This window comes from Neoroseomonas marina, assembly GCF_012927745.1.
GTDB lineage: Bacteria > Pseudomonadota > Alphaproteobacteria > Acetobacterales > Acetobacteraceae > Neoroseomonas > Neoroseomonas marina.
Genome location: NZ_JABBKX010000007.1, coordinates 136,121 through 155,689, shown reverse-complemented (window position 1 = coordinate 155,689; position 19,569 = coordinate 136,121). Strand labels below are relative to the sequence as shown.

Here is a 19,569-nt window from a genome sequence, read left to right as displayed (position 1 = left end):
CCCCATTGTCGCCCGGCACCGCGACGCATAAGCAGCGCCGCATGAGTCTTGGACGTTGGGGCGACGTCGGGGTGCTGGCCCTGGCGCGGGTTTCGATGGGCGCGCAGCTGCAGGTGGTCGGCGCGCTCGGGCCGCTGCTGATCGGCAGCCTGGTCGCGGATTGGGCGGCGCTCGGCACCCTGATCGGCACCTATTCGCTGGCCGGCGTCTTCGTCGCCCTGCCGGCCGGCTGGCTGCTGGCGCGCTTCGGTGACCGCGTCGTCTTGCTGGGCGGCGTGGGGCTGATGGCGCTGGGGGGCGCGGTGCTCGCGCTGGCGCCGGACTTCACCGCGGCCGTCGCCGGGCGGCTCGTCTCGGGCGTGGGCGGCGCGCTGCTGACCATCGCCGGGGCGAAGATGGTGCTCGACCGATTCAGCGGTGCTGCGGTCGCGCTGGCGATGGGCATGATGCTGATGGCCTGGCCCTTCGGCATCGGCCTTGCGCTGCTGGTGCTGCCGATGCTGGGGCAGGACTGGCGGACGGGTCTGTGGCTGTCGGCGGGATTCTGCTCGCTCGCGTTCGTGCTGGTGATGCTGACCGTGCAGGGCGGCGGGCCGCAGGCGGCGACGCAGCGGCGCATGTGGCTGCTGCGCGAGGAATGGCGGCCGCTGCTCGCGCTCGGCGTGGTCTGGGCGGGCTACAACGCCTCCTTCGCCGTGGCGGTGGGCTTCACGCCCGCCTTCCTGGTGGCGCAGGGGCTCAGCCGTGCCGAGGCCGGGGCGCTCGCCTCGCTGATCGGCTTTTCCATCCTGCCGCTGCAGCCGATGGGCGGGGCGATCGCGGAGCGGCTCGGCCGGCCGATGCTGGTCTGCGTGCTGTGCCTGTTGGGCATGGTCGGCGCGCTCGCGGCGACCGCGGCCGGTGCGCCGGCCTGGCTGACCCTGCCGGCCTTCGGCCTGCTGGCGGCCCCACCCTCGAGCCTGATCATGGCCTTCGCCGGCCGCGCGCTGTCGGCCGGCAGCCGGGCCTTCGGCATGGGCGTGCACTACACGCTGTTCTACCTCGGCCTCGCGCTGCTGCCGCCCTTCGCGGGCTTCGTGCGCGACCTGACCGGGGCGCCGGCGGCCCCGCTGCTGACCGCCGCGGGGTTCCTCGCCGTCTGCGTCACCGCGCTCGGCGTCTATGCGGCGGCGATGCGCGGGCGGGCCGCGGCCGCGTAGCAGGGTTATTCGAAGGCCGGGTCGACCGGCACGCGCAGCGCCTCGGCCAGGCGGTTGGTCTCGGCGGCCATGGCGATCACCGCGAGCAACTCGCCATGCATCGCCTCCGTCATGCCCTTCGCCTTCGCCGCCGCGGTGTGGGACGCGATGCAGTAGGTGCAGCCCGACGCCGCGGAGGCGGCGAGGTAGAGCATCTCCTTGGTGAGCGGGTCGAGCGCGCCGGGGGCCATCACCTCCTTCAGGCTCTCCCAGGTGCGGGCGAGCGTCGGCGGGTGGATGGCGAGCGCCTTCCAGAAGTTGTTCACGTCCGGGACGCCGCGCCGGGCCTTGATGTCGTCATAGACCGCCCGGACCTCGGGCGGCGCGTCGGCGTGGTCGATCAGGCGGGTCATGGTCCCCTCCGCAATGGCTGGAGGGGTCATGATGGCAGCGGGGCGCCGGCCTGTCCCGGCGCCCGCCGGGGTTCAGCCGCCCTCGGCCTCGGTCGCCTGGTCGAGCCGATAGCCGCCCGCTTCCGTCAGCAGGATGCGGGTCTCGGCCGGGTTGGGCTCGATCTTCTGGCGCAGGCGGTAGATGTGCGTCTCGAGCGTATGGGTCGTGACGTTGCTGTTGTAGCCCCACACGTCGTTCAGCAGGACGTTGCGCGGCACCGGCCGGCCGCCCGCGCGATAGAGGAACTTGAGGATCGCCGCTTCCTTCTCGGTCAGGCGGATCCGCTTGTTGCGCGCCGCGTCGTGCAGCTGCTTGGCCGCGGGGCGGAACAGATAGGGTCCTACCTTGAAGACCGCGTCCTCGCTGCTGTCGTAGCCGCGGAGCTGGGCGCGCATGCGCGCCAGCAGCTCGTTCAGCCGGAACGGCTTGGCGATGTAGTCGTTGGCCCCGGCGTCGAGGCCGCTGACGATGTCCGATTCGCTGTCCGACCCGGTCAGCATGATGACCGGCATGCGCAGGCCGAGGCGGCGCATGCGGGCGCAGAAATCCCGTCCGTCGCCGTCCGGGAGCCGGATGTCGAGCAGGACGAGGTCGAAGCGGGCGCCCTCGGTGCCGAGCTTGGCATCGGCTTCGGCCAAGGTGCCGGCCTCGGTGATGGCGAATTCGCCCTCGAGCGCCAGCTGTTCGGCCAGTGTCGCCAGCAGTGCCGGATCGTCGTCCACGATGAGTACCGGGCGCGGGCCGGTCATGCTCAGCTATCCCCCACATCAGAAATCCAGCGATGCGAACCCGATACTGGCAGGCTTGCATTCCCCTTGGCAGATGTATGGCTGCTCGCGCCGCAATCTGCCAGACATCATGTAACATTCCGCCGCGAATCGCGGACCTGTGATTGATTTTTCGTGCATCTGGACGATGGGCAAGTGCGTACCACATCGCGGTGGCATGTGGGCAGGCGTTGTTCCGCCCCGCCGCGTGGTGCCATGGGCACGCCACAATCGGCGCGCGCCATGGAAGCAAGGAATGGAACGCCAGACGATGACGCCTCCCGGTCCCAGCGCCGCCCAGCAGATCGTGAAGTTTGCCGCCACCATGGATCCGTCTGTTCTCGCTCTGCGCAACGTGCATCGCGCCGTGTCGGACCTGCGTCGGGGCACGCCGGTCGTCCTGGCGGGTCCGGATGGGTGCCTGGTGGTGGTGGTGGCGGAAACCGTGGGCGGCCGGGGCCTGGCCGAACTCGCCGACGCGGCGCTGGCCGCGCCCATCCTGCTGCTCGCGCCCGTGCGCGCCGCCGCCGTGCTGCAGCGCCCGGTGCCGCATGCCGCGGAGGAGGAAGGGGCCGTCGCCCTGCGCCTCCCGCCCGCGCTGCTCGCGCCCGAGGCGCTTCGCAGCCTGGCCGACCCGGTGGCGGAGCGGCTGCTGCCCGAACAGCCCGAGCGGGTGGCCGCTCCGGCGCTGGCGCAGGCGGCGATCGCGCTTGCGAAGCTCGGACGGCTGCTGCCGGCGCTCGTCGCCGCGCCGGCGACGGAAGCCGCGGCCGCCCGCCTCGGCCTACTGAGCGTGCAGGCGTCGGAGGTGCTGGGGTACCCGGTTTCGGCGGCCTCGAGCCTCGCCCGTGTCGCGGAGGCGCGCGTCCCGCTCGAGGATGCGGCGGAGGCGCGGATCGTCGCGTTCCGCGCGGCGGATGGCGGCATCGAGCATCTCGCCATCCTGATCGGCACGCCCGAGAAGACGGCGGCCGAGGGCGGCGCGCCGCTGGTGCGCGCCCATTCGGAATGCTTCACCGGCGACCTGCTGGGCAGCCTGCGCTGCGACTGCGGGCCGCAGCTGCGCGGGGCGATCGCCCGCATGGCGCAGGATCCGGCGGGCGGCGTCCTGCTCTACCTGGCGCAGGAAGGGCGCGGCATCGGCCTGGTGAACAAGCTGCGGGCGTACACGCTGCAGGACCAGGGTCTCGACACGCTCGATGCCAACCGGGCGTTGGGCTACGGGGCGGACGAGCGGAACTTCCTCGTTGCCGCGACCATGCTGCGCGCCGTGGGCGTCGAGCGGGTGCGCCTGCTGACCAACAACCCCGACAAGATCGAGGGGCTCGCGGCCTGCGGCATCGAGGTCCTGGGTCGCGAGGCGCATGTCTTCGACCCCAACGGGGTCAATGACGGCTACCTCAAGACCAAGGCGCTGCGCTTCGGCCACCTGCTGCCCGAATGAGCGGCACCGCCCGGGTCACCCCGGACGGGCTGCTGCGCTTCCGCGGCGAGACGCTGCGCTGCGCCCTGGGCAAGGGCGGCATCCGGACCGACAAGCAGGAAGGGGACGGGGCGACGCCCGTCGGCCTGCTGCCGCTGCGCCGCGTGCTGTGGCGGGCGGATCGCGGGCCGCGGCCGCGCTGCGCGGTGCCGGCCGAACCGATCGCGCCCGAGGATGGCTGGTGCGACGACCCGGCCCATGCCGACTACAACAGGGCCGTGCGCCTGCCGCATCCGGGCCGCCACGAGCGGCTGTGGCGGGATGATGCGGTCTACGACGTGATCGGCGTGTTGGGCTGGAACGATACGCCGGTCCGGCGCGGGCGCGGCAGCGCGATCTTCCTGCATGTCGCGCGGCCGGACCTGGCGCCGACCGAAGGCTGCGTGGCGCTGCCCGAGACGGAGCTGCGCCGCCTGCTCGGGGCCGGGCTCACCGCGATCGAGGTCGCCGGCTGAGCAGGCCTTGGTCGATGGGGCCGGCCTGGCTCTCAGCCGCCGCCGCCGCGCGGAGCTTCAGCGCAGCAGGTTGCCGTTCATGAAGTCGTTCTTGCCGAGGCGCCAGTATTCCCGGCCCTGATCGTCGAAGGCCGGCAGCGCGCGGTAGGGGACGCTGACTGTCTGGCCGTCGATCTCGCGTTCGATGGTCCCGGTCTGCGCCTCGAGCACCACCGGCGTGAAGCGCTTCCAGCGGCCGTCATCCAGGGCGACGTAGGCCACGAGCTGCTCCTCGGTCGCGACGCGCATGTCCTCGTCGCTGATGTCGGCGGGGCCGGCGCGGCGGGCGCCGGGCGGCAGCTTCGAATCGTCCCGCCCATGGGTGTGGTAGAAGGCGACCGGCGTCGTATTGGCCGGGCAGCCGCGGTTGGGCTTCAGGTAGCGGCCGAGCCTGTCCTTGTTGAAGCCCAGGTCGATATTCTCATGCGTCCCGGGTTCGAACTCGACATAGCCGAGGAGGCCCGACTGGTTGTGGCGGTGGACCGTGCCGCCGCGTTCCCGCTGGTCGCCCTTCGACTGCGGCAGCAGCACCTTCAGGCGGGATCGGACGAGGTCCTCGATCGCGCCGCCCTGCAGCGTGGGGGCCTTGCGTTGCCCCGTACCCGGACCAGCCATGGCATGCCTCCGTGGATCGCGGGCAGAGTGTGCGACGGCGGGCGGGGGTCTGCCGATGATCCATTTCAGCGCGCCCGACGCGTTCCCCCGCGACGCGAAACCGCCTAATCCCGCCGGCATGAAGATCTGCGAGATCACCAATGTCGACTTCTCCCTGCGGCATTTCCTGCTGCCGGTGATGCGCGGCGCCCGGGCGCGCGGGCATGAGGTGGTCGGCGTCTGCGCCGAGGGGCCGCTGCTCGACATCCCCCGCACCGAGGGGTTCCGGATCGAGACGGTGCCGATGGCGCGCAGCCTCAACCCGGTGCCACAGGGCCGTGCCTTCCGCGCGCTGGTCGACCTGTTCCGGCGGGAGAAGTTCGACCTGGTCCACGCGCACATGCCGATCAGCGGGCTGCTGGGGCGAGCGGCGGCGAAGGCCGCGGGCGTGCCGCGCATCGCCTATACCTGCCACGGCTTCCTGTTCAACCAGCCCGGACCGTGGTGGCGGCGGCAGCTCTCGCTGCGGCTCGAGCAGATCGGGGGGCGGATGACCGACGTCTTCCTCACGGTCAGCGAGGAGGAGGCGGCCGATGCGCGGCGCCTCGGCATCCATCGCGATGCGGTGGCGGTGCTGAACGGGCGGGACCCCGCGATCTACCATCCGGATGCCGAGGCGCGCGCGGCGATCCGCGCGGAACTCGGCGCGGCGGAGGGTGACTGCGTCGTCGTCATCGTCTCCCGCCTGGTGCGCCACAAGGGGCATCCGGAACTGCTCCGCGCCATGGAGGCGACGCCGCCCAATGCCGTGCTCTGGGTGGTGGGCGAACGGCTCGCCTCGGACCATGGGGAGGACCTCGAGCCGCATTTCGCCCGCGCCGAGGCGGCGATGGGGCGGCGGATCCGACGGCTGGGCTACCGCCACGATGTGGGACGGATCCTCGCGGCCGCCGACGTCTTCTGCCTGCCCTCCCATTTCGAGGGCCTGCCGATGAGCGTGATCGAGGCGATGATGACCGGCCTGCCGGTGGTCGCGACGGACACGCGCGGCCCGCGCGAGCAGGTGGTGGACGGCGAGACCGGCTACCTGGTGCCGCCGATGCAGGACGCGCCGCTGGGCGCGGCCCTGTCCCGCCTGGCCGCCGACCCGGCGCTGCGGGCGCGGATGGGCGCGGCGGGCCGGGCGCGGGCGCTGGACCGCTTCGACGAGGCCAAGGTCATCGGCCGGACCCTGGACCTGCTGGGCCTGTGATGCCGGGCGTCGCGGCCAAGAGCCGCGTGGGGTCCGACGTCGCGGCCGAAAGCCGGGCGGAATCCGGCGCCACGGCCGGCGGCCGCGCGGGGGGCGGTATCGCGGCCAGCAGCCGCGTCTGGTGCGGCGCCACGGCCGGTGGCGGCCAGAGGCCCGCGACCAGCAACAGCCCCGCGCTGACCGCGATCTGCAGGAGAAGGTGTCCCATCCCCGCCATGATGCGCCCCCGCCCTTTCCGCGCCGTTGACGGGCGCCTTGCTTCCGCCCCGAAGCGGGGGCATGCCGCGCCCATGCCCCGCCCTGCGCCCTGCCCGTGATCCGCTCGGTCCTCACCGTCGGGTCCTGGACCATGGCGAGCCGCATCCTCGGCTTCGCCCGCGACATGCTGATCGCCTCGCGCCTCGGCGCCGGGCCCGTGGCGGATGCCTTCTTCGTCGCGTTGAAGCTGCCCAACCTGTTCCGGCGGCTGTTCGGCGAGGGCGCCTTCAACGCCGCCTTCGTCCCCGCCTTCGCGGGAACGCTCGCGGCCGAGGGCAAGGCCAGCGCGCAGGCGCTCGCCGAACGGATGGGCGCGCTGATGTCGATCTGGCTGGGCATGCTGGTGCTGGTCGGCATGATCTTCATGCCGCAGCTGATGAGCGTGCTGGCGCCCGGCTTCGCGGACACCCCGGCGAAGTTCGCGCTGGCCGTCGAGCTCACGCGCATCACCTTCCCCTACCTGCTCTTCATCTGTCTCACGGCGCTGGTGAGCGGAGTGCTGAACGGGCTCGACCGCTTCGCGGCGGCGGCGGCGGCGCCGATCTTCTTCAACCTGATCTCGATGGCGGCGCTGCTCTTCCTCACGCCCTATGTCGCCACGCCCGGGCATGCGCTGGCCTGGGGCGTCACGGCGTCCGGCATCGCGCAACTGGCGCTGGTCCTGTGGGCGACGGCGCGGGCGGGGATGGCGCTGCACATCCTGCGCCTGCCCGCGATCACCGAGGAAGTGCGCCTGGTGCTGAAGCGCATGGTGCCCGGCGTGATCGGCGCCGGCGTGGTGCAGCTGAACCTGGCGGTCGACATCATCATCGCCTCGCTGCTGCCTTCGGGCGCCATCTCCTTCCTCTATTACGCGGACCGGGTCGCGCAGCTGCCGCTGGGCGTGATCGGCGTGGCGGTGGGGACGGCGCTGCTGCCGCTGCTGTCGCGGCAATTGCGCGCCGGGCAGCCGCTGTCGGCGCATCGGTCGATGAACCGGGCCTTCGAGATGTCCCTGCTGCTGACCGTGCCGGCGGCCGTCGGGCTCGCCGTGGCGGCGGGGCCGATCATCGGGGCGCTGTTCCTGCGCGGCGCCTTCGGGTCGGCGGAAGCGGCGGCGAGCGCGGCCGCCCTGGTGGCCTACGCCTTCGGCCTGCCGGCCTTCGTGCTGGTGAAGGTCTTCGCCCCCGGCTTCTTCGCGCGGGGGGACACGGCGACGCCGGTCAAGGTCGGCCTGTTGGCCGTGGCGCTGAATCTGGGGCTGAACCTGGTGCTGATGGGGCCGCTGCAGCATGTGGGCGTCGCGCTCTCGACCGCGCTGGCGGCCTGGGCGAATGCGGGGCTGCTCGCCTGGCTGCTGATCCGGCGCGGGCAGTATGTCGCGGACCGTCGGACGCGACGGCGGGCGCCGCGCATCCTCACGACCGCCGTGATCATGGGGGCGGCGGTCCTGGCGCTCGCCTGGGTCCTGCCGGCAGGGGCGGGGCCGTTCGGACGGGCGGCGGTGGCCGCAGCCCTCATCGCTGCCGGAGGCGCGGTTTTCCTCGCGATCGGGACGGCGATCGACGCCTTCGACCTCCGCGAGATGGTCGGGATGCTGCGCCGCCGGCGCGCGCCGTCTCAAAAATCCGCCTGACTGACAGATTTGTGAATCCGCTTGCGGAATCGTGAGCTCGCGGGCTAGTCATTGACTGATTGGTGAATCGTCCAGGGGTTTCGTTCGCGTGATCGTCGTCGCACGGCATCTGCAGGGAAGCATGGAGGGCGGGCTCGGCCTGCTCCGCCAGGCCGCCTGCGCGCCGATGGCGGGCGGCATGCGGCGCAGCCTGCGGGCCGCGACGCGCGGCGGGCTGCGCGGCGGGGTCTTCGCCCTGGCGCCGGCGGCCGGGCTCGCCCGTCCCGTCGAAGCGCCGGTCGCCCTGATCGATGACGCGGATCCGCCGGATGCCGCCGCCGGCCCCGGCCCGGCCGGGACGGAAGCGCGGGGCAGGGCGGCGAGGCCGCCGGCCCGACGCACCGCCGGCGGACGTCGCCCGGCCGCCAAGGGCGGCCGAGGCCGAGGCGGCCGACCACACCCAGGCCATGACCTGACGCCGCGTCGCGGGCCGATGCCCGCGATGGCGCCGCCGTCGTGCCGTCCGCGGGGCTTCGTCCCCTCGGCGGCTTTCGCCGTTTTCAACGCGCCGCGGGCCCCACGCCCGGGCCAGCCTTCGCGATAGGAGAGACGCATGTCCGGAACCTGGACTCCCGGGCCTGGTGCGACGACCGGCAACGATCAGTTCACGGCAACGGTGAACGGGGCCTATGCCGATGGTCTCGCCGGCAACGACACGCTGGCCGGCAACATCGGCAACGACACGCTCCTCGGCAATGACGGGAACGACTACATCGGCGGCCTGACCGGCAACGACAGCCTCCTGGGTGGGGCCGGCAACGACACGCTGGTCGGCGGCGACGGCAACGACACGCTGGCCGGCGGACCGGGCGCCGACAGCCTCGTCGGCGGCAACAACACCGACTTCGTCGACTACAGCACCTCCTCCGCGGGCGTGAACGTCAACCTGGCGACGGGCGCGGGCACCGGCGGCGACGCGCAGGGCGACACCCTGAGCGGCATCGAGGGGATCATCGGGTCCAACCAGAACGATACGCTGACCGGCAGCACCAACGCCGACACCATCCTGGCGGGAGGCGGGAACGACAGCGTGTCGCTCAGCGACGGCAACGACTATGCCGACGGCGAGGCCGGGAATGACACCCTCCTCGGCGAAGTCGGCAACGACACGCTGGTCGGGGGCTATGGTGCCGACTCGATCCTCGGCGGGTTCGGTGACGACCGCATCATCGGCGACGACGGGACGAACGACACCCTCGGCGGCAACGACTACATCGACGGCGGCGCCGGCAACGACACGCTGTTCGGCAATGCCGGCAACGACACGCTGATCGGCGGCCTCGGCACCAATCGTCTGACCGGCAATGCCGGCGACGACAGCCTGGTCGGCGGGCCGGGCGACGACCTGCTGCAGGGCGGTGCCGGCAACGACACGATCCGCGCGGGCACCGGCGTCAACACCATCGAAGGCGGCACGGGCAACGACCTGATCTTCGGCGGCAACGGCACCGACATCTACTACATCACCACCAACACCGGCGTTGACACGATCAACACCGGCGGCGGCAACGACTCCGTCTACATCCAGGGCATGGACAGCACGCTCGGCGGGTCGAACGGCCTTGTCTGGGGCTCCCTGAAGACCGGCGACACCCTGGGCGGCGGCTGGACCGTCTACAAGACCGGCGCCAATGGCGGCTTCGTCGTGAACGGGGTCGACTCCGTCTCCTTCGACAACAGCCCGAACCGGATCATCAGCGGCAGCTACTATGTGCAGCCGCCGGATGGGGAACCCTGCTTCACCACCGGCACCCTGATCGCGACCGCGCGCGGCGAGGTCGCGGTCGAGGATCTGCGCGTGGGCGACCTGCTCGTCACCGCCCAGGGCGGGCCGGCGCTGCAGCCCGTGGTCTGGATCGGCCACAGCCGCGCCAACATCGCGCGCCACCCCGATCCGCGCCGCATCGCGCCGGTGCTGATCAAGGCCGGCGCGCTCGGCGAGGGCGTGCCGCACCGCGACCTGCGCGTCTCCCCCGACCACGGCATGTTCGTCGACGGTTACCTGGTGCCGGCGGGCCGCCTGGTGAACGGGACGACGATCATCCAGGAGCTGTGGTGCCCGGAGGTGACCTACTGGCATGTCGAGCTGCCCGCGCATGGGCTCGTCGTGTCGGAAGGCGCGGTGTCGGAATCCTACCTCGACGACGGCAACCGCAAGCAGTTCGACAACTACGGCATCACGACGCTGTTCAAGGACTTCGCATCCGAACGCGCCAATGGCCGCTACGCGGCGCAGGCCTGCCGGCCGGTCCTGGAGGAAGGCGACGAGGCGCTCGACCGCATCCGCGCGCGGCTCGCGCAGCGCGCCGAGGCGCCGGCCAAGACGGCGACCGAGGCCCGCCGCAGCGCCTGAGCCGGGCCTTCACCATCCACAGCGGGCGGGGGCGGGTTCCGGAAGGGGCCCGCCCCTTCCTCATCACGGTGCTGCGGTCGACCGCTACGCCAATGTGATGGTCGGCCGCCGCGGCCGAAACGGTAGGTTCGCCGCCGTCCTGGCCGTGCCACGTGCCGCTGTCGGCGGGCCTTCCGGTCCCCACCCAAGCCCCTGAACCGCGGCGCGCCAGGCGATGGTTCGGCAGGCATTGGCGGAGGAGCGGGACATGCCGGAACGGTCGATCATGCCCGACGGTTTCGGTCCGCGGCGCCTCGCGCCGATCGACGCGCCGTCCGGCATCGCACGCGCCGCATCCTCCATGGCGGCAGGCGCGGCGGAGGACTCGCCGAAGCCGGGCTGCGTTCCCTGCTTCGCCGCCGGCACGCTCATCGCCACGGCGCAGGGGGAAGTGCCGGTCGAGCGGTTGCGGGCCGGGGACCTCGTCGTGACGGCACTCGGGGGGGCATCGCTGCAGCCGGTGATCTGGATGGGCCACAGCCGCATCGACGTGGCGCGGCACCGGGATCCGCGCGCGGTCGCGCCCGTGCTGATCGGCACGGACGCGCTCGGCGAGGGCATGCCGCACCGCCCTCTTCGCGTCTCGCCCGATCACGGCATTCATCTCGAGGGCTGCCTGGTGCCGGCGGGGCTGCTGGTGACCGGCACATCCATCGTGCAGGAACTGTGGTGCCCCGCGGTCACCTACTGGCATGTCGAACTGCCCGCGCACGCCTTGCTGGTGTCGGACGGCGTGGTGGCGGAATCCTACCTCGACGACGGCAATCGGGCGCAGTTCGACAACCACGGCATCACGGTGCTCTTCAAGGATTTCAGCGCCGACGGCCCCAAGGCGCGGCGGGGTCCGGGGGCGTGCCTGCCGGTGGTCACCGGAGGCGAGGCTCTTGGCCGCATCCGGGCCCGCCTCCTGTCGCGGGCGGCGGGCCTGCGCGATGCGCCGGCGCGGCTCCGGTCCGCCTGACCACCCTTGCGGGAGGTCATGTTGCGGCGCAGCACAAGCGCGCTATGGTCCGCCCGATTTCGAGGAGGCCGGCATGGCAGCACGTAGGCTCTATTTCGTCTGGGGTGGGATCTTCACGGATTCGACCTGGCAGGACCTGGAAGCCGGGACGGAGCAGTGCTTCGGCCCCTACCACGACGCCGCGACCGCCGAGCGCGTGTGGCGCGACGAGACGCGCCGGATGGTCGATTCGGCGCAGCATCGCCTGTTCGTGCTGGAGGTCCCGCGTCCCGCGGGCGCCGCGGCAGCCTGACAGGCCGCCGGTCGCTCCGGCGGGATGAGCATCCCGCCGGAGGCCGCACCGGATCAGTAGTAGTAGCCGCGCGGCTGGCGGGGGGCGGTCAGCGCGCCGATCGCCGCGCCGCCCGCGCCGCCGATGGCCGCGCCGGCGAGCGGCGAGCCGCCGGTCAGCGCCGCGATGCCGGCGCCGCCGGCCGCGCCGATGCCGCCGCCGACCAGGGCGCGCTGGCCGACCGGATCCGCGCAGGCCGCGAGGCCGAGACCGAGAAGAAGTGCGGCAGCGAGCCGCAGACGGGAGGGGCGCATCTGATGCCTCCTGGCATTGCAATCGATGCGGTCAGTGCAGCCCCCGCGTGTGGCGGCGATCAGGCAGGACCTGGGCGGAGGCCGCCACAGGATTCACAACTCCGTCAGGGACCTTTGCGCTTGCGTCCGCCCTTGACCTTCTTCGGGTCGTAGCCGCCGCCGCCCGGGCCCATCGGCTTGGGGCGCCAGTCGGCGCGCGGCGTCGCTTCCTGCAACGACCGGCCCGCGAGGTTCGGCTCGAGGCCGAGGTCCAGCGCCTCGAGCCGCTTGATCTCGTCGCGCAGCCGCGCGGCGGTCTCGAATTCCAGCTCGGCCGCGGCGGCGCGCATCTTGCGCTCGAGGTCGGCGATCGCGGCGCGGAGGTCCTTGCCGACGAAGTTCGTCTCCTCCTCGCCCTCCACCGCATCGACGGTGATGTAGTCGCCCTGGCTGACATCCTTCAGCACGTCGGCGATCTCGCGCCGGATGGTCTGGGGGGTGATGCCGTGCTCGGCGTTCCAGGCCTGCTGCTTGGCGCGGCGGCGCTCGGTCTCGCCCAGCGCGTTGCGCAGCGAGTTGGTCATGGTGTCGGCGTAGAGCACCACGCGCCCTTCCGCGTTGCGCGCCGCGCGGCCGATGGTCTGGATCAGCGAGGTCGTGCTGCGCAGGAAGCCTTCCTTGTCGGCATCGAGGATCGCGACCAGCGCGCATTCGGGGATGTCGAGGCCCTCGCGCAGCAGGTTGATGCCCACCAGCACGTCGAAGACGCCCTTGCGCAGGTCGCGGATGATCTCGATGCGCTCGAGCGTGTCCACGTCGCTGTGCAGGTAGCGCACGCGGATGCCGGCCTCGGTCATGTATTCCGTGAGGTCCTCGGCCATGCGCTTGGTCAGCGTCGTGACCAGCACGCGCCCGCCCTTCTTCGCGACCTCGCGGCATTCGGCGAGCAGGTCGTCCACCTGGCCCTCGACGGGGCGGATCTCGCAGACGGGATCGACCAGACCGGTCGGGCGGATCACCTGCTCGGCGAAGGCGCCGCCGGTGCGTTCCATCTCCCACGCGCCCGGCGTCGCGCTGACGAAGACGGTCTGCGGGCGATAGGCGTCCCATTCCTCGAATTTGAGGGGGCGGTTGTCGGTGCAGGAGGGCAGGCGGAAGCCGAACTCGGACAGGATCGACTTGCGTGCGTAGTCGCCGCGATACATGCCGCCGATCTGCGGCACGGTGACGTGGCTCTCGTCCACGATCAGCACGGCGTTCTCGGGCAGGTATTCGAACAGGGTCGGCGGCGGCTCGCCCGGGTTGCGGCCGGTCAGGTAGCGCGAATAGTTCTCGATCCCTTTGCAGGACCCGGTCGTCTCCATCATCTCGATGTCGAAGATGGTCCGCTGCTCGAGCCGCTGGCGTTCCAGCAGCTTACCCTCGGCTTCGAGCTGCGCGAGGCGTTCCTTCAGCTCCACCTTGATCTGCGCGATCGCCTGGGTGAGCGTCGGGCGCGGCGTGACGTAGTGGCTGTTGGCGTAGACGGCGATGCGTTCCATCTCGCCGGTGACCTCGCCGGTCAGCGGGTCGAATTCGCGGATGCCGTCAATCTCGTCCCCGAAGAGCGAGACGCGCCAGGCGCGGTCGTCGAGGTGGGATGGCCAGATGTCCACGCTCTCCCCGCGCACGCGGAAGGTGCCGCGGGCGAAGAAGGCGTCGTTGCGGCGGTATTGCTGCTCCACCAGGCCCTTCACCAGCGCATCGCGGTCGATCCGCCCGCCGCGTTCGAGCTTCACGACCATGCGGGAATAGGTCTCGACCGAGCCGATACCGTAGATGCAGGACACCGACGCCACGATCACCACGTCGTTGCGTTCGAGCAGCGCCTGCGTCGCGGAATGCCGCATGCGGTCGATCTGCTCGTTGATCTGGGAATCCTTCTCGATATAGGTGTCCGTGCGCGGGACGTAGGCCTCCGGCTGGAAGTAGTCGTAGTAGCTGACGAAGTATTCCACCGCGTTGTCGGGGAAGAAGGACTTCATCTCCCCATAGAGCTGCGCGGCCAGCGTCTTGTTGGGCGCGAGGACCAGTGCCGGGCGCTGCAGGTGCTCGATCACCTTGGCCATGGTGAAGGTCTTGCCCGAGCCGGTCACGCCCAGCAGGACCTGGTCGCGCTCGCCCTGTTCCAGCCCGCCGACCAGGTCGCGGATGGCCTGCGGCTGGTCGCCGTTCGGCTCGAAAGGGGAGACGACCTTGAGCGGGCGCTCCGGCGCGGGGGCCGGGCGCTTCTGGGGCATGAACAGGACGGGGCCGGGGGCGATCAGGTTCATGGGCGGAAGATGGTCCCGAACGGGCCTGGTTGCCACCGCTTCGGATCATCCCGGTCGACAGCCGCCGATCCCCGCCGCGTCCATGTCGGGCCGCGCGGTTGCGCGCGGCGCTGCCGGAGTTCCGGTAGACCGGCCTCGCCCTCGTCGGACCGAGCGTCAGGGCGCGCCCCGGCGGGGGCCCCACAGCAGTGTGACGTCGCCGCCCATCCAGGACTGGCGGAAGGGGCGGCGCGGGGCGAGCAGCGGCTCCAGTGCCGGATCGGCGCGCCATCCCTGCAGCGCCTCGAGCCCATGGGCGTCGCGCGCGTAGCGCGTCGTCTCGTCGAAGCGCGGATCCTCGGTGAGGTGCCCCTGCGCCACGCCGGCCAACGCGCCCATGCGGGCGGGATCGACGATGGAGGCCGTGACCAGCGCGACGAGACGGACGAGCGCCGCGTCCTGCCGACGGGACAGGCCCTGGCCGTTCGCCTCGGCCAGGCGCAGCAGCGGCACGAGCGCCTGCAGCGTGAAGAGGTGGTAGTGCAGCGCCATGCGGCCCCGCGCGCGTTCCTGTGGCAGTGCGCCGGCGGCGTCGACCTGGTCGAGGGTGAGCGCGAGGCGCGCGACGCCCCAGTCGAGCAGCGCACGGTCGCCCGCGGCGACGCCGGCCGCGGCAACGGCGAATCCGGCCCAGGTGGCATGATTGTTCAGGGAGGAATGGGCCCGGGCGCCGGCCGGCGGGATCCGCTCGTAATCCGGCTGCACGCACCGCGCGACGGCGGCGAGCCACGCGGCGGTCCGCGCGATGGAGGCGGGGTCGAGGCCCGGCGCATCGCGGATGGCGAGGAAGGCCGTGGCGGCGCCGGCGAGCGTCCATTTGCGGTGATAGCCGGCCTGGCGGTTGAACGCGCCGAGCAGCGCGCCCGACTGCGCCCAGGCGTCCAAGCCAGCGAGGCCGCAGGCGGCGGCATCGGGCGGCGCGCCGCGCAGCCAATCCTCCGCGCCGCGCTGCGCGGCATCGAGGAAGAGGCGCAGCGGGCGCGTCGCGGCGGTGTCGGCCGCAAGCCGCGCCGGGTCGGGCACCGAGAAGCGGTCATCGGTGTAGAAGGGCTCGCTCCGTAGGGTCGTGACCGGGGGCGGCGGCGCGACGCAGGCGCGCGTGCGGGCCGGGCGCGCAGCGGCGGCGGCCCGGATGGCGGCGACGTCGAAGGGCGCGGCGAGGCGTGTCGTCGTCGCCCCGGCGCTTCCCGGGATCGGCAGGAGAGTCGCGGCGAGGAGAGCCCGGCGATTCATGGGGCGAGGCTTGCATGGCGGCCAGCCAGGGTCGAGCCGCCGTGTTGCGCTGTCCGGCGCATCGCGCGATGACCGCGGCGCGATGAACTACCGACACGCCTTCCACGCCGGCAACCACGCGGATTGCCTGAAGCATGCGCTGCTGCTGCCGATCCTCGACGCGCTGAAGCGCAAGGCGGCGCCCTTCGCCGTGCTCGACACCCATGCCGGGCGGGGGATCTACGACCTCTCGGCAGAGGAGGCGGCGCGGACCGGGGAGGCGGCGCGCGGGGCGCTGCGGCTTGCGGGCGTCACCGAGGGGCCGCTCGCGCCCTTCGTCGCGGCGCTGCGGGAACAAGGGTTTCCGTCGCGGTATCCGGGTTCTCCGGCGCTGATCCGCGCCGCGCTGCGGCCGCAGGACCGGCTCGCCTGCTGCGAGCTGCACCCCGAGGACCATGCCGCGCTGCGGGTGCATTTCGCGCGCGACCGGCAGGTGGCGGTACACCGCCGCGACGCGTGGGAAGCGATCCGCGCCCTGACGCCATTCCCCGAACGGCGCGGCCTGGTGCTGATGGACCCGCCCTTCGAGCAGGAGGAGGAGTTCGCGCGCCTCGCCGAGGCGATCGTCGGACTGAACCATCGGTTCCGCGCCGGCATCCTCGCCGCCTGGTATCCGGTGAAGCATCGCGCACCGGTGCGCGACTTCCATGACGCGCTGCGTGCCTCCCCGGTTCGCGACGTCGTGGCGGCCGAGATGTGGCTGCGCGAGCCGACCGATCCGCGCCGGCTGAACGGCAGCGGACTCCTGGTCGTGAACCCGCCCTATGGTTTCGAGGCGGCGGCCGCCGAGATCCTGTCCGCCCTGCTGGCGACCCTGGAGACCGAACCGGGCGCTGGCGTTTCCGTGACCCGGATCGTTCCGGAATGAGGGCCGTGTCCATGTGCGAGGGCGGAGTCGCAGAGAAGGGAGGGGGGTCCGGGGGAGGTTCATCCTCCCCCGGGCATCGACGCATGAAGATTGCCGTCCTTGGTGCGGGCGCCTGGGGAACGGCCCTGGCCGTGCAGGCCGTGCGCGCGGGCCGCGACGTGGTCCTCTGGGCCCGCGACCCTGCGCGCGCGGCCGAGATCGCCGCGGCGCGCGAGAACACCCGCTACCTGCCCGGTGCGTCGTTGCCCGATGCGCTGCGCGTCACCGCCGACGCTGGGGAGGCGCTGTCCGGCGCCGCCCTGGTGCTGATGGTAGTGCCGGCGCAGGCGCTGGGCCGGGTGCTGGCGGGCCTGCCGGCCTTCGACGCGCCGATGCTCGTCTGTGCCAAGGGGGTGGAGGCGTCCACTCTGCGCCTGCCGCTCGAGGTGGTGGCGGCGGTGCGGCCCGGAGCGACGGCGGGCGTGCTGTCGGGGCCGAACTTCGCGCATGAGGTTGCGCGCGGCCTGCCGGCGGCCGCGGTGGTGGCCGCGTCGGATCCCGCGCTGCGCGAGGCGGGGCTGGCGCTGCTCGGATCCCCCGCCTTCCGGCTTTACGCGGGCGAGGACCCGGTCGGCGCGCAGGTCGGCGGGGCGGCGAAGAACGTCATCGCCATCGCGGCGGGGGCCGTGATCGGGGCGGGCCTGGGGGAGAATGCGCGGGCGGCGCTGGTGACGCGCGGCCTGGCGGAATTGTCGCGCCTCGCGGTGGGACTCGGCGGCCGGGCGGAGACCGCGGCGGGGCTGACCGGCATGGGCGACCTGGTGCTGACGTCGTCCGGCATGGGCAGCCGCAACACCTCGCTCGGCGTCGCGCTGGGGCGGGGGGAACGGATGGCGGATGTGCTCGCGAAGCGCACCGGCGTGACGGAGGGCGTCGCGACCGCGCCGGCGATCGTCGCGCGGGCGGCGGATGTCGAGGTCGAACTGCCGATCTGCGCGGCCGTCGCGGACCTCGTCGCGGACCGCATCACGGTCGCCGAGGCGATGGCGCGGCTGATGGCCCGGCCGCAGCGGGCGGAATAGCGCCGGCTCAGGCGGTCTTGGCGAGTTCCGAGGCGTGCAGGTTGCGCACGGCGGCGACGTAGCTGGTCGGCGTGCCGGTCAGCATGGCTTCGTTGAGCTGGCGCAGCAGGCGCTCGAGGTCGGCGGTGCGGCAGAGCTCGAGCGAACCCAGCCCGGCCCGGTGGGTCGCGCGGTAGGAACCGTCGCGCAGGCGGTCGATCTCGATCGTGCTGGCGCCGCCGGCGGCCGGACGCAGCGTGATGATGACGTCCTCGGCGGGGGGGTCGGTGTCAGGAGGCATGGTCACTGTCCTTCCGGGCGCATGGGTCCAGGTGCCGCCAGGTTCCGGATCGGGGAGGGATCGGAACCCGCGTGACCGGGGCATGACGCCCTCGAATCGATCATGGCGTAGACCCTTTGCTCGCGCCGTCGCCACCGATCCTCGGTAGTGCCGATGGCGCCGTAGGTGCCTGCTGGTTGCGCCGCCATGCCTGCGCCCGGACGTCCCCCGCGCGGAGACCGGCCGTCTGCAAGGCAGTGGCGGCGTTGCGCGCGGGAAGCGCAGCACCACCGGATGGGGCGCATCGCATCGTCTGAGACGCGTCACGTTCCGGTGACCGGCGCCTCGCGGCGGCGCGAGTCGAGCGCGCTATTCGGCCGTCAGCGCGGCGCCGGCGGCGAAGGGGGCGAGCGGGAGGGCCAGCGACACCCCCGCGCCGAGCAGCAGCAGGAAGGGGGAGGGCGACAGCCCGGCGGCGGCGGCCTCGATCGCCGCCGCGCCGAAGATGACCGCGGGTATGGCGAGCGGCAGCACCAGCAGCGGCAGCAGCACCGACCCCCGCCGCGCGCCGAGCGTCAGCGCCGCGCCGACGGTGCCGAGCAGCGACAGCAGCGCGGTGGCCAGCGCCAGCGCGGCCAGCGCGGCGCCCCAGGCATCGGTCGGCAGGTTGAGCAGGGCTGCGGTGACGGGCGTTGCGGCCAGCAGCGGCAGGCCCGTGGTGATCCAGTGGCCGAGCGCCTTGGCCGCGGCGATGCCGCTGCGCGGCAGGCCTGAGAGCAGCAGCTGGTCCAGCGTCCCGTCCTCGGCATCCGCGCCGAAGAGCCGGTCGAGCGGCAGCAGCGCGGCGAGCAGCGCCGCGGCGAACAGCGCGCCGGGGGCCAGCCGCGCCAGGGTTTCGGGCGCCGGGCCGACGCCGAAGGGGAACAGCGCGCAGACGAGGACGAAGAACAGCACCGCGGCGAGGGTGTCGGCGGGGTGGCGGAGCGCGAGGCGGATCTCACGGCCGAGCAGCGCGAGGAAAGCGCTCACAGGCGGAACTCCCGCGCATCCGCGAGCGGCAGCGGGATATGGGTCGCGGCGACGACGATGCCCCCCGCGGCGCGGTGCGCGGCAAGCAGGGGCCGCAGGCGCTCGACCGAGGCGGCGTCGAGCCCCGTGGTCGGCTCGTCCAGCAGCCACAGCGGCGCGGGCGCGAGGGCGAGGCGCGCCAGCGCCAGCCGCCGCCGCTGGCCGGAGGACAGGACGCGGGCCGGCAGGTCCGCCAGTGCCGCGAGGCCCACGGCCTCCAACGCGCCGGGGACGGCGCCGCCCCACAGTGCGGCGAAGAAGGCCAGGTTCTCGGCGACCGTCAGCGCCGGCTTCAGCGCGTCCTGGTGGGAAAGGTAGCGCAGGCGGTGGGCATGGGCGGCGGGGTCGGCGGCGATGTCCTCCCCCTGCCAGAGCACCGCGCCTTCGGCCGGACGGAGCAGGCCGGCGAGAATCCGCAGCAGCGTGGATTTGCCCGCGCCGTTGGCGCCGGTCAGCAGCAGCGCCGACCCTTGCGGCAGGGAAACGTCGAGGCCGGCGAAGACGGCCCGTTCCCCGCGCAGGCAGGCCAGGTTGCGCGCCGTGAGCACCGCGTCGGCCGGATCAGGCAAAACCGTCCCCCACTCCATGGACCGCCGCGGGCTGCCATGCTTTAAGGCGGCCGTTTCGCGGCCGCGAAAGG

Annotated in this window: 19 protein-coding genes; 10 read left to right on the top strand and 9 right to left on the bottom strand. The window is 72.7% G+C overall.

The window, feature by feature from the left end; all coding sequences use genetic code 11:
* The first annotated feature begins 41 nt into the window (after positions 1-41).
* A complete protein-coding gene (locus tag GWK16_RS18785) occupies positions 42-1,199 on the top strand; it encodes an MFS transporter (RefSeq protein ID WP_170055503.1) in 1,158 nt (385 codons plus the stop codon).
* Positions 1,200-1,204: 5 nt separating this feature from the next.
* Here the strand turns inward: GWK16_RS18785 and GWK16_RS18780 are convergent, their stop codons facing one another.
* Both GWK16_RS18780 and GWK16_RS18775 read right to left on the bottom strand, forming a co-directional pair.
* Complete coding sequence (locus tag GWK16_RS18780) at positions 1,205-1,591, bottom strand: carboxymuconolactone decarboxylase family protein (protein ID WP_168043398.1); 387 nt, start codon at positions 1,589-1,591, stop codon at positions 1,205-1,207.
* 72 nt (positions 1,592-1,663) lie between these two features.
* Entirely contained in the window at positions 1,664-2,380 is a 717-nt protein-coding gene (locus GWK16_RS18775) for a response regulator transcription factor (protein WP_170055502.1), read from the bottom strand.
* Between the two features lie 289 nt (positions 2,381-2,669).
* On the opposite strand from GWK16_RS18775, the gene GWK16_RS18770 reads away from it, so the two are divergent.
* Positions 2,670-3,842, top strand: a complete 1,173-nt coding sequence (locus GWK16_RS18770; protein WP_170055501.1) for a GTP cyclohydrolase II — start codon at positions 2,670-2,672, stop codon at positions 3,840-3,842.
* The gene (locus GWK16_RS18765) at positions 3,839-4,336 is read left to right on the top strand and encodes a L,D-transpeptidase family protein (protein WP_170055500.1); all 498 of its coding nucleotides are present in this window, start codon (positions 3,839-3,841) and stop codon (positions 4,334-4,336) included. The genes GWK16_RS18770 and GWK16_RS18765 overlap by 4 nt, the downstream gene beginning before the upstream one ends.
* Before the next feature lie 57 nt (positions 4,337-4,393).
* Here the strand turns inward: GWK16_RS18765 and GWK16_RS18760 are convergent, their stop codons facing one another.
* Entirely contained in the window at positions 4,394-4,990 is a 597-nt protein-coding gene (locus tag GWK16_RS18760) for a hypothetical protein (RefSeq protein WP_170055499.1), read from the bottom strand.
* 118 nt (positions 4,991-5,108) lie between these two features.
* On the opposite strand from GWK16_RS18760, the gene GWK16_RS18755 reads away from it, so the two are divergent.
* The 5 genes from GWK16_RS18755 (at position 5,109) to GWK16_RS18735 (ending at position 11,778) form a co-directional block, all read left to right on the top strand.
* A complete protein-coding gene (locus tag GWK16_RS18755) occupies positions 5,109-6,221 on the top strand; it encodes a glycosyltransferase family 4 protein (protein ID WP_170055606.1) in 1,113 nt (370 codons plus the stop codon).
* A 313-nt stretch (positions 6,222-6,534) separates the two neighbouring features.
* Positions 6,535-8,094 (top strand): murein biosynthesis integral membrane protein MurJ, encoded by a 1,560-nt coding sequence (gene murJ / locus GWK16_RS18750; protein WP_338144511.1) that lies wholly within the window; start codon positions 6,535-6,537, stop codon positions 8,092-8,094.
* Positions 8,095-8,686: 592 nt separating this feature from the next.
* Positions 8,687-10,486 (top strand): Hint domain-containing protein, encoded by a 1,800-nt coding sequence (locus tag GWK16_RS18745; RefSeq protein WP_170055498.1) that lies wholly within the window; start codon positions 8,687-8,689, stop codon positions 10,484-10,486.
* A 247-nt stretch (positions 10,487-10,733) separates the two neighbouring features.
* Complete coding sequence (locus tag GWK16_RS18740) at positions 10,734-11,486, top strand: Hint domain-containing protein (RefSeq protein ID WP_170055497.1); 753 nt, start codon at positions 10,734-10,736, stop codon at positions 11,484-11,486.
* 73 nt (positions 11,487-11,559) lie between these two features.
* Positions 11,560-11,778, top strand: coding sequence for a DUF4170 domain-containing protein (locus tag GWK16_RS18735; protein ID WP_170055496.1), 219 nt, complete (start codon positions 11,560-11,562; stop codon positions 11,776-11,778).
* Between the two features lie 53 nt (positions 11,779-11,831).
* On the opposite strand, the gene GWK16_RS18730 is transcribed toward GWK16_RS18735, so the two are convergent.
* The 3 genes from GWK16_RS18730 to GWK16_RS18720 form a co-directional block, all read right to left on the bottom strand.
* On the bottom strand, positions 11,832-12,071 hold the full coding sequence (locus GWK16_RS18730; protein WP_168043387.1) for a hypothetical protein: 240 nt from the start codon (positions 12,069-12,071) through the stop codon (positions 11,832-11,834).
* Positions 12,072-12,175: 104 nt separating this feature from the next.
* A complete protein-coding gene (gene uvrB / locus GWK16_RS18725; protein ID WP_170055495.1) occupies positions 12,176-14,362 on the bottom strand; it encodes an excinuclease ABC subunit UvrB in 2,187 nt (728 codons plus the stop codon).
* Between the two features lie 156 nt (positions 14,363-14,518).
* A complete protein-coding gene (locus GWK16_RS18720; protein WP_170055494.1) occupies positions 14,519-15,634 on the bottom strand; it encodes an alginate lyase family protein in 1,116 nt (371 codons plus the stop codon).
* Between the two features lie 82 nt (positions 15,635-15,716).
* On the opposite strand from GWK16_RS18720, the gene GWK16_RS18715 reads away from it, so the two are divergent.
* Positions 15,717-16,541 (top strand): 23S rRNA (adenine(2030)-N(6))-methyltransferase RlmJ, encoded by an 825-nt coding sequence (locus GWK16_RS18715; RefSeq protein WP_170055493.1) that lies wholly within the window; start codon positions 15,717-15,719, stop codon positions 16,539-16,541.
* Between the two features lie 83 nt (positions 16,542-16,624).
* Positions 16,625-17,602, top strand: a complete 978-nt coding sequence (locus tag GWK16_RS18710; protein WP_170055492.1) for an NAD(P)H-dependent glycerol-3-phosphate dehydrogenase — start codon at positions 16,625-16,627, stop codon at positions 17,600-17,602.
* 7 nt (positions 17,603-17,609) lie between these two features.
* On the opposite strand, the gene GWK16_RS18705 is transcribed toward GWK16_RS18710, so the two are convergent.
* From GWK16_RS18705 to ccmA, 3 genes are all read right to left on the bottom strand, one after another.
* Complete coding sequence (locus tag GWK16_RS18705) at positions 17,610-17,882, bottom strand: hypothetical protein (protein WP_170055491.1); 273 nt, start codon at positions 17,880-17,882, stop codon at positions 17,610-17,612.
* A gap of 348 nt (positions 17,883-18,230) precedes the next feature.
* A complete protein-coding gene (gene ccmB / locus GWK16_RS18700) occupies positions 18,231-18,890 on the bottom strand; it encodes a heme exporter protein CcmB (protein ID WP_170055490.1) in 660 nt (219 codons plus the stop codon).
* A complete protein-coding gene (gene ccmA / locus GWK16_RS18695) occupies positions 18,887-19,516 on the bottom strand; it encodes a heme ABC exporter ATP-binding protein CcmA (RefSeq protein ID WP_170055489.1) in 630 nt (209 codons plus the stop codon). Before ccmA ends, ccmB begins: the two co-directional genes overlap by 4 nt.
* Positions 19,517-19,569: the final 53 nt, after the last annotated feature.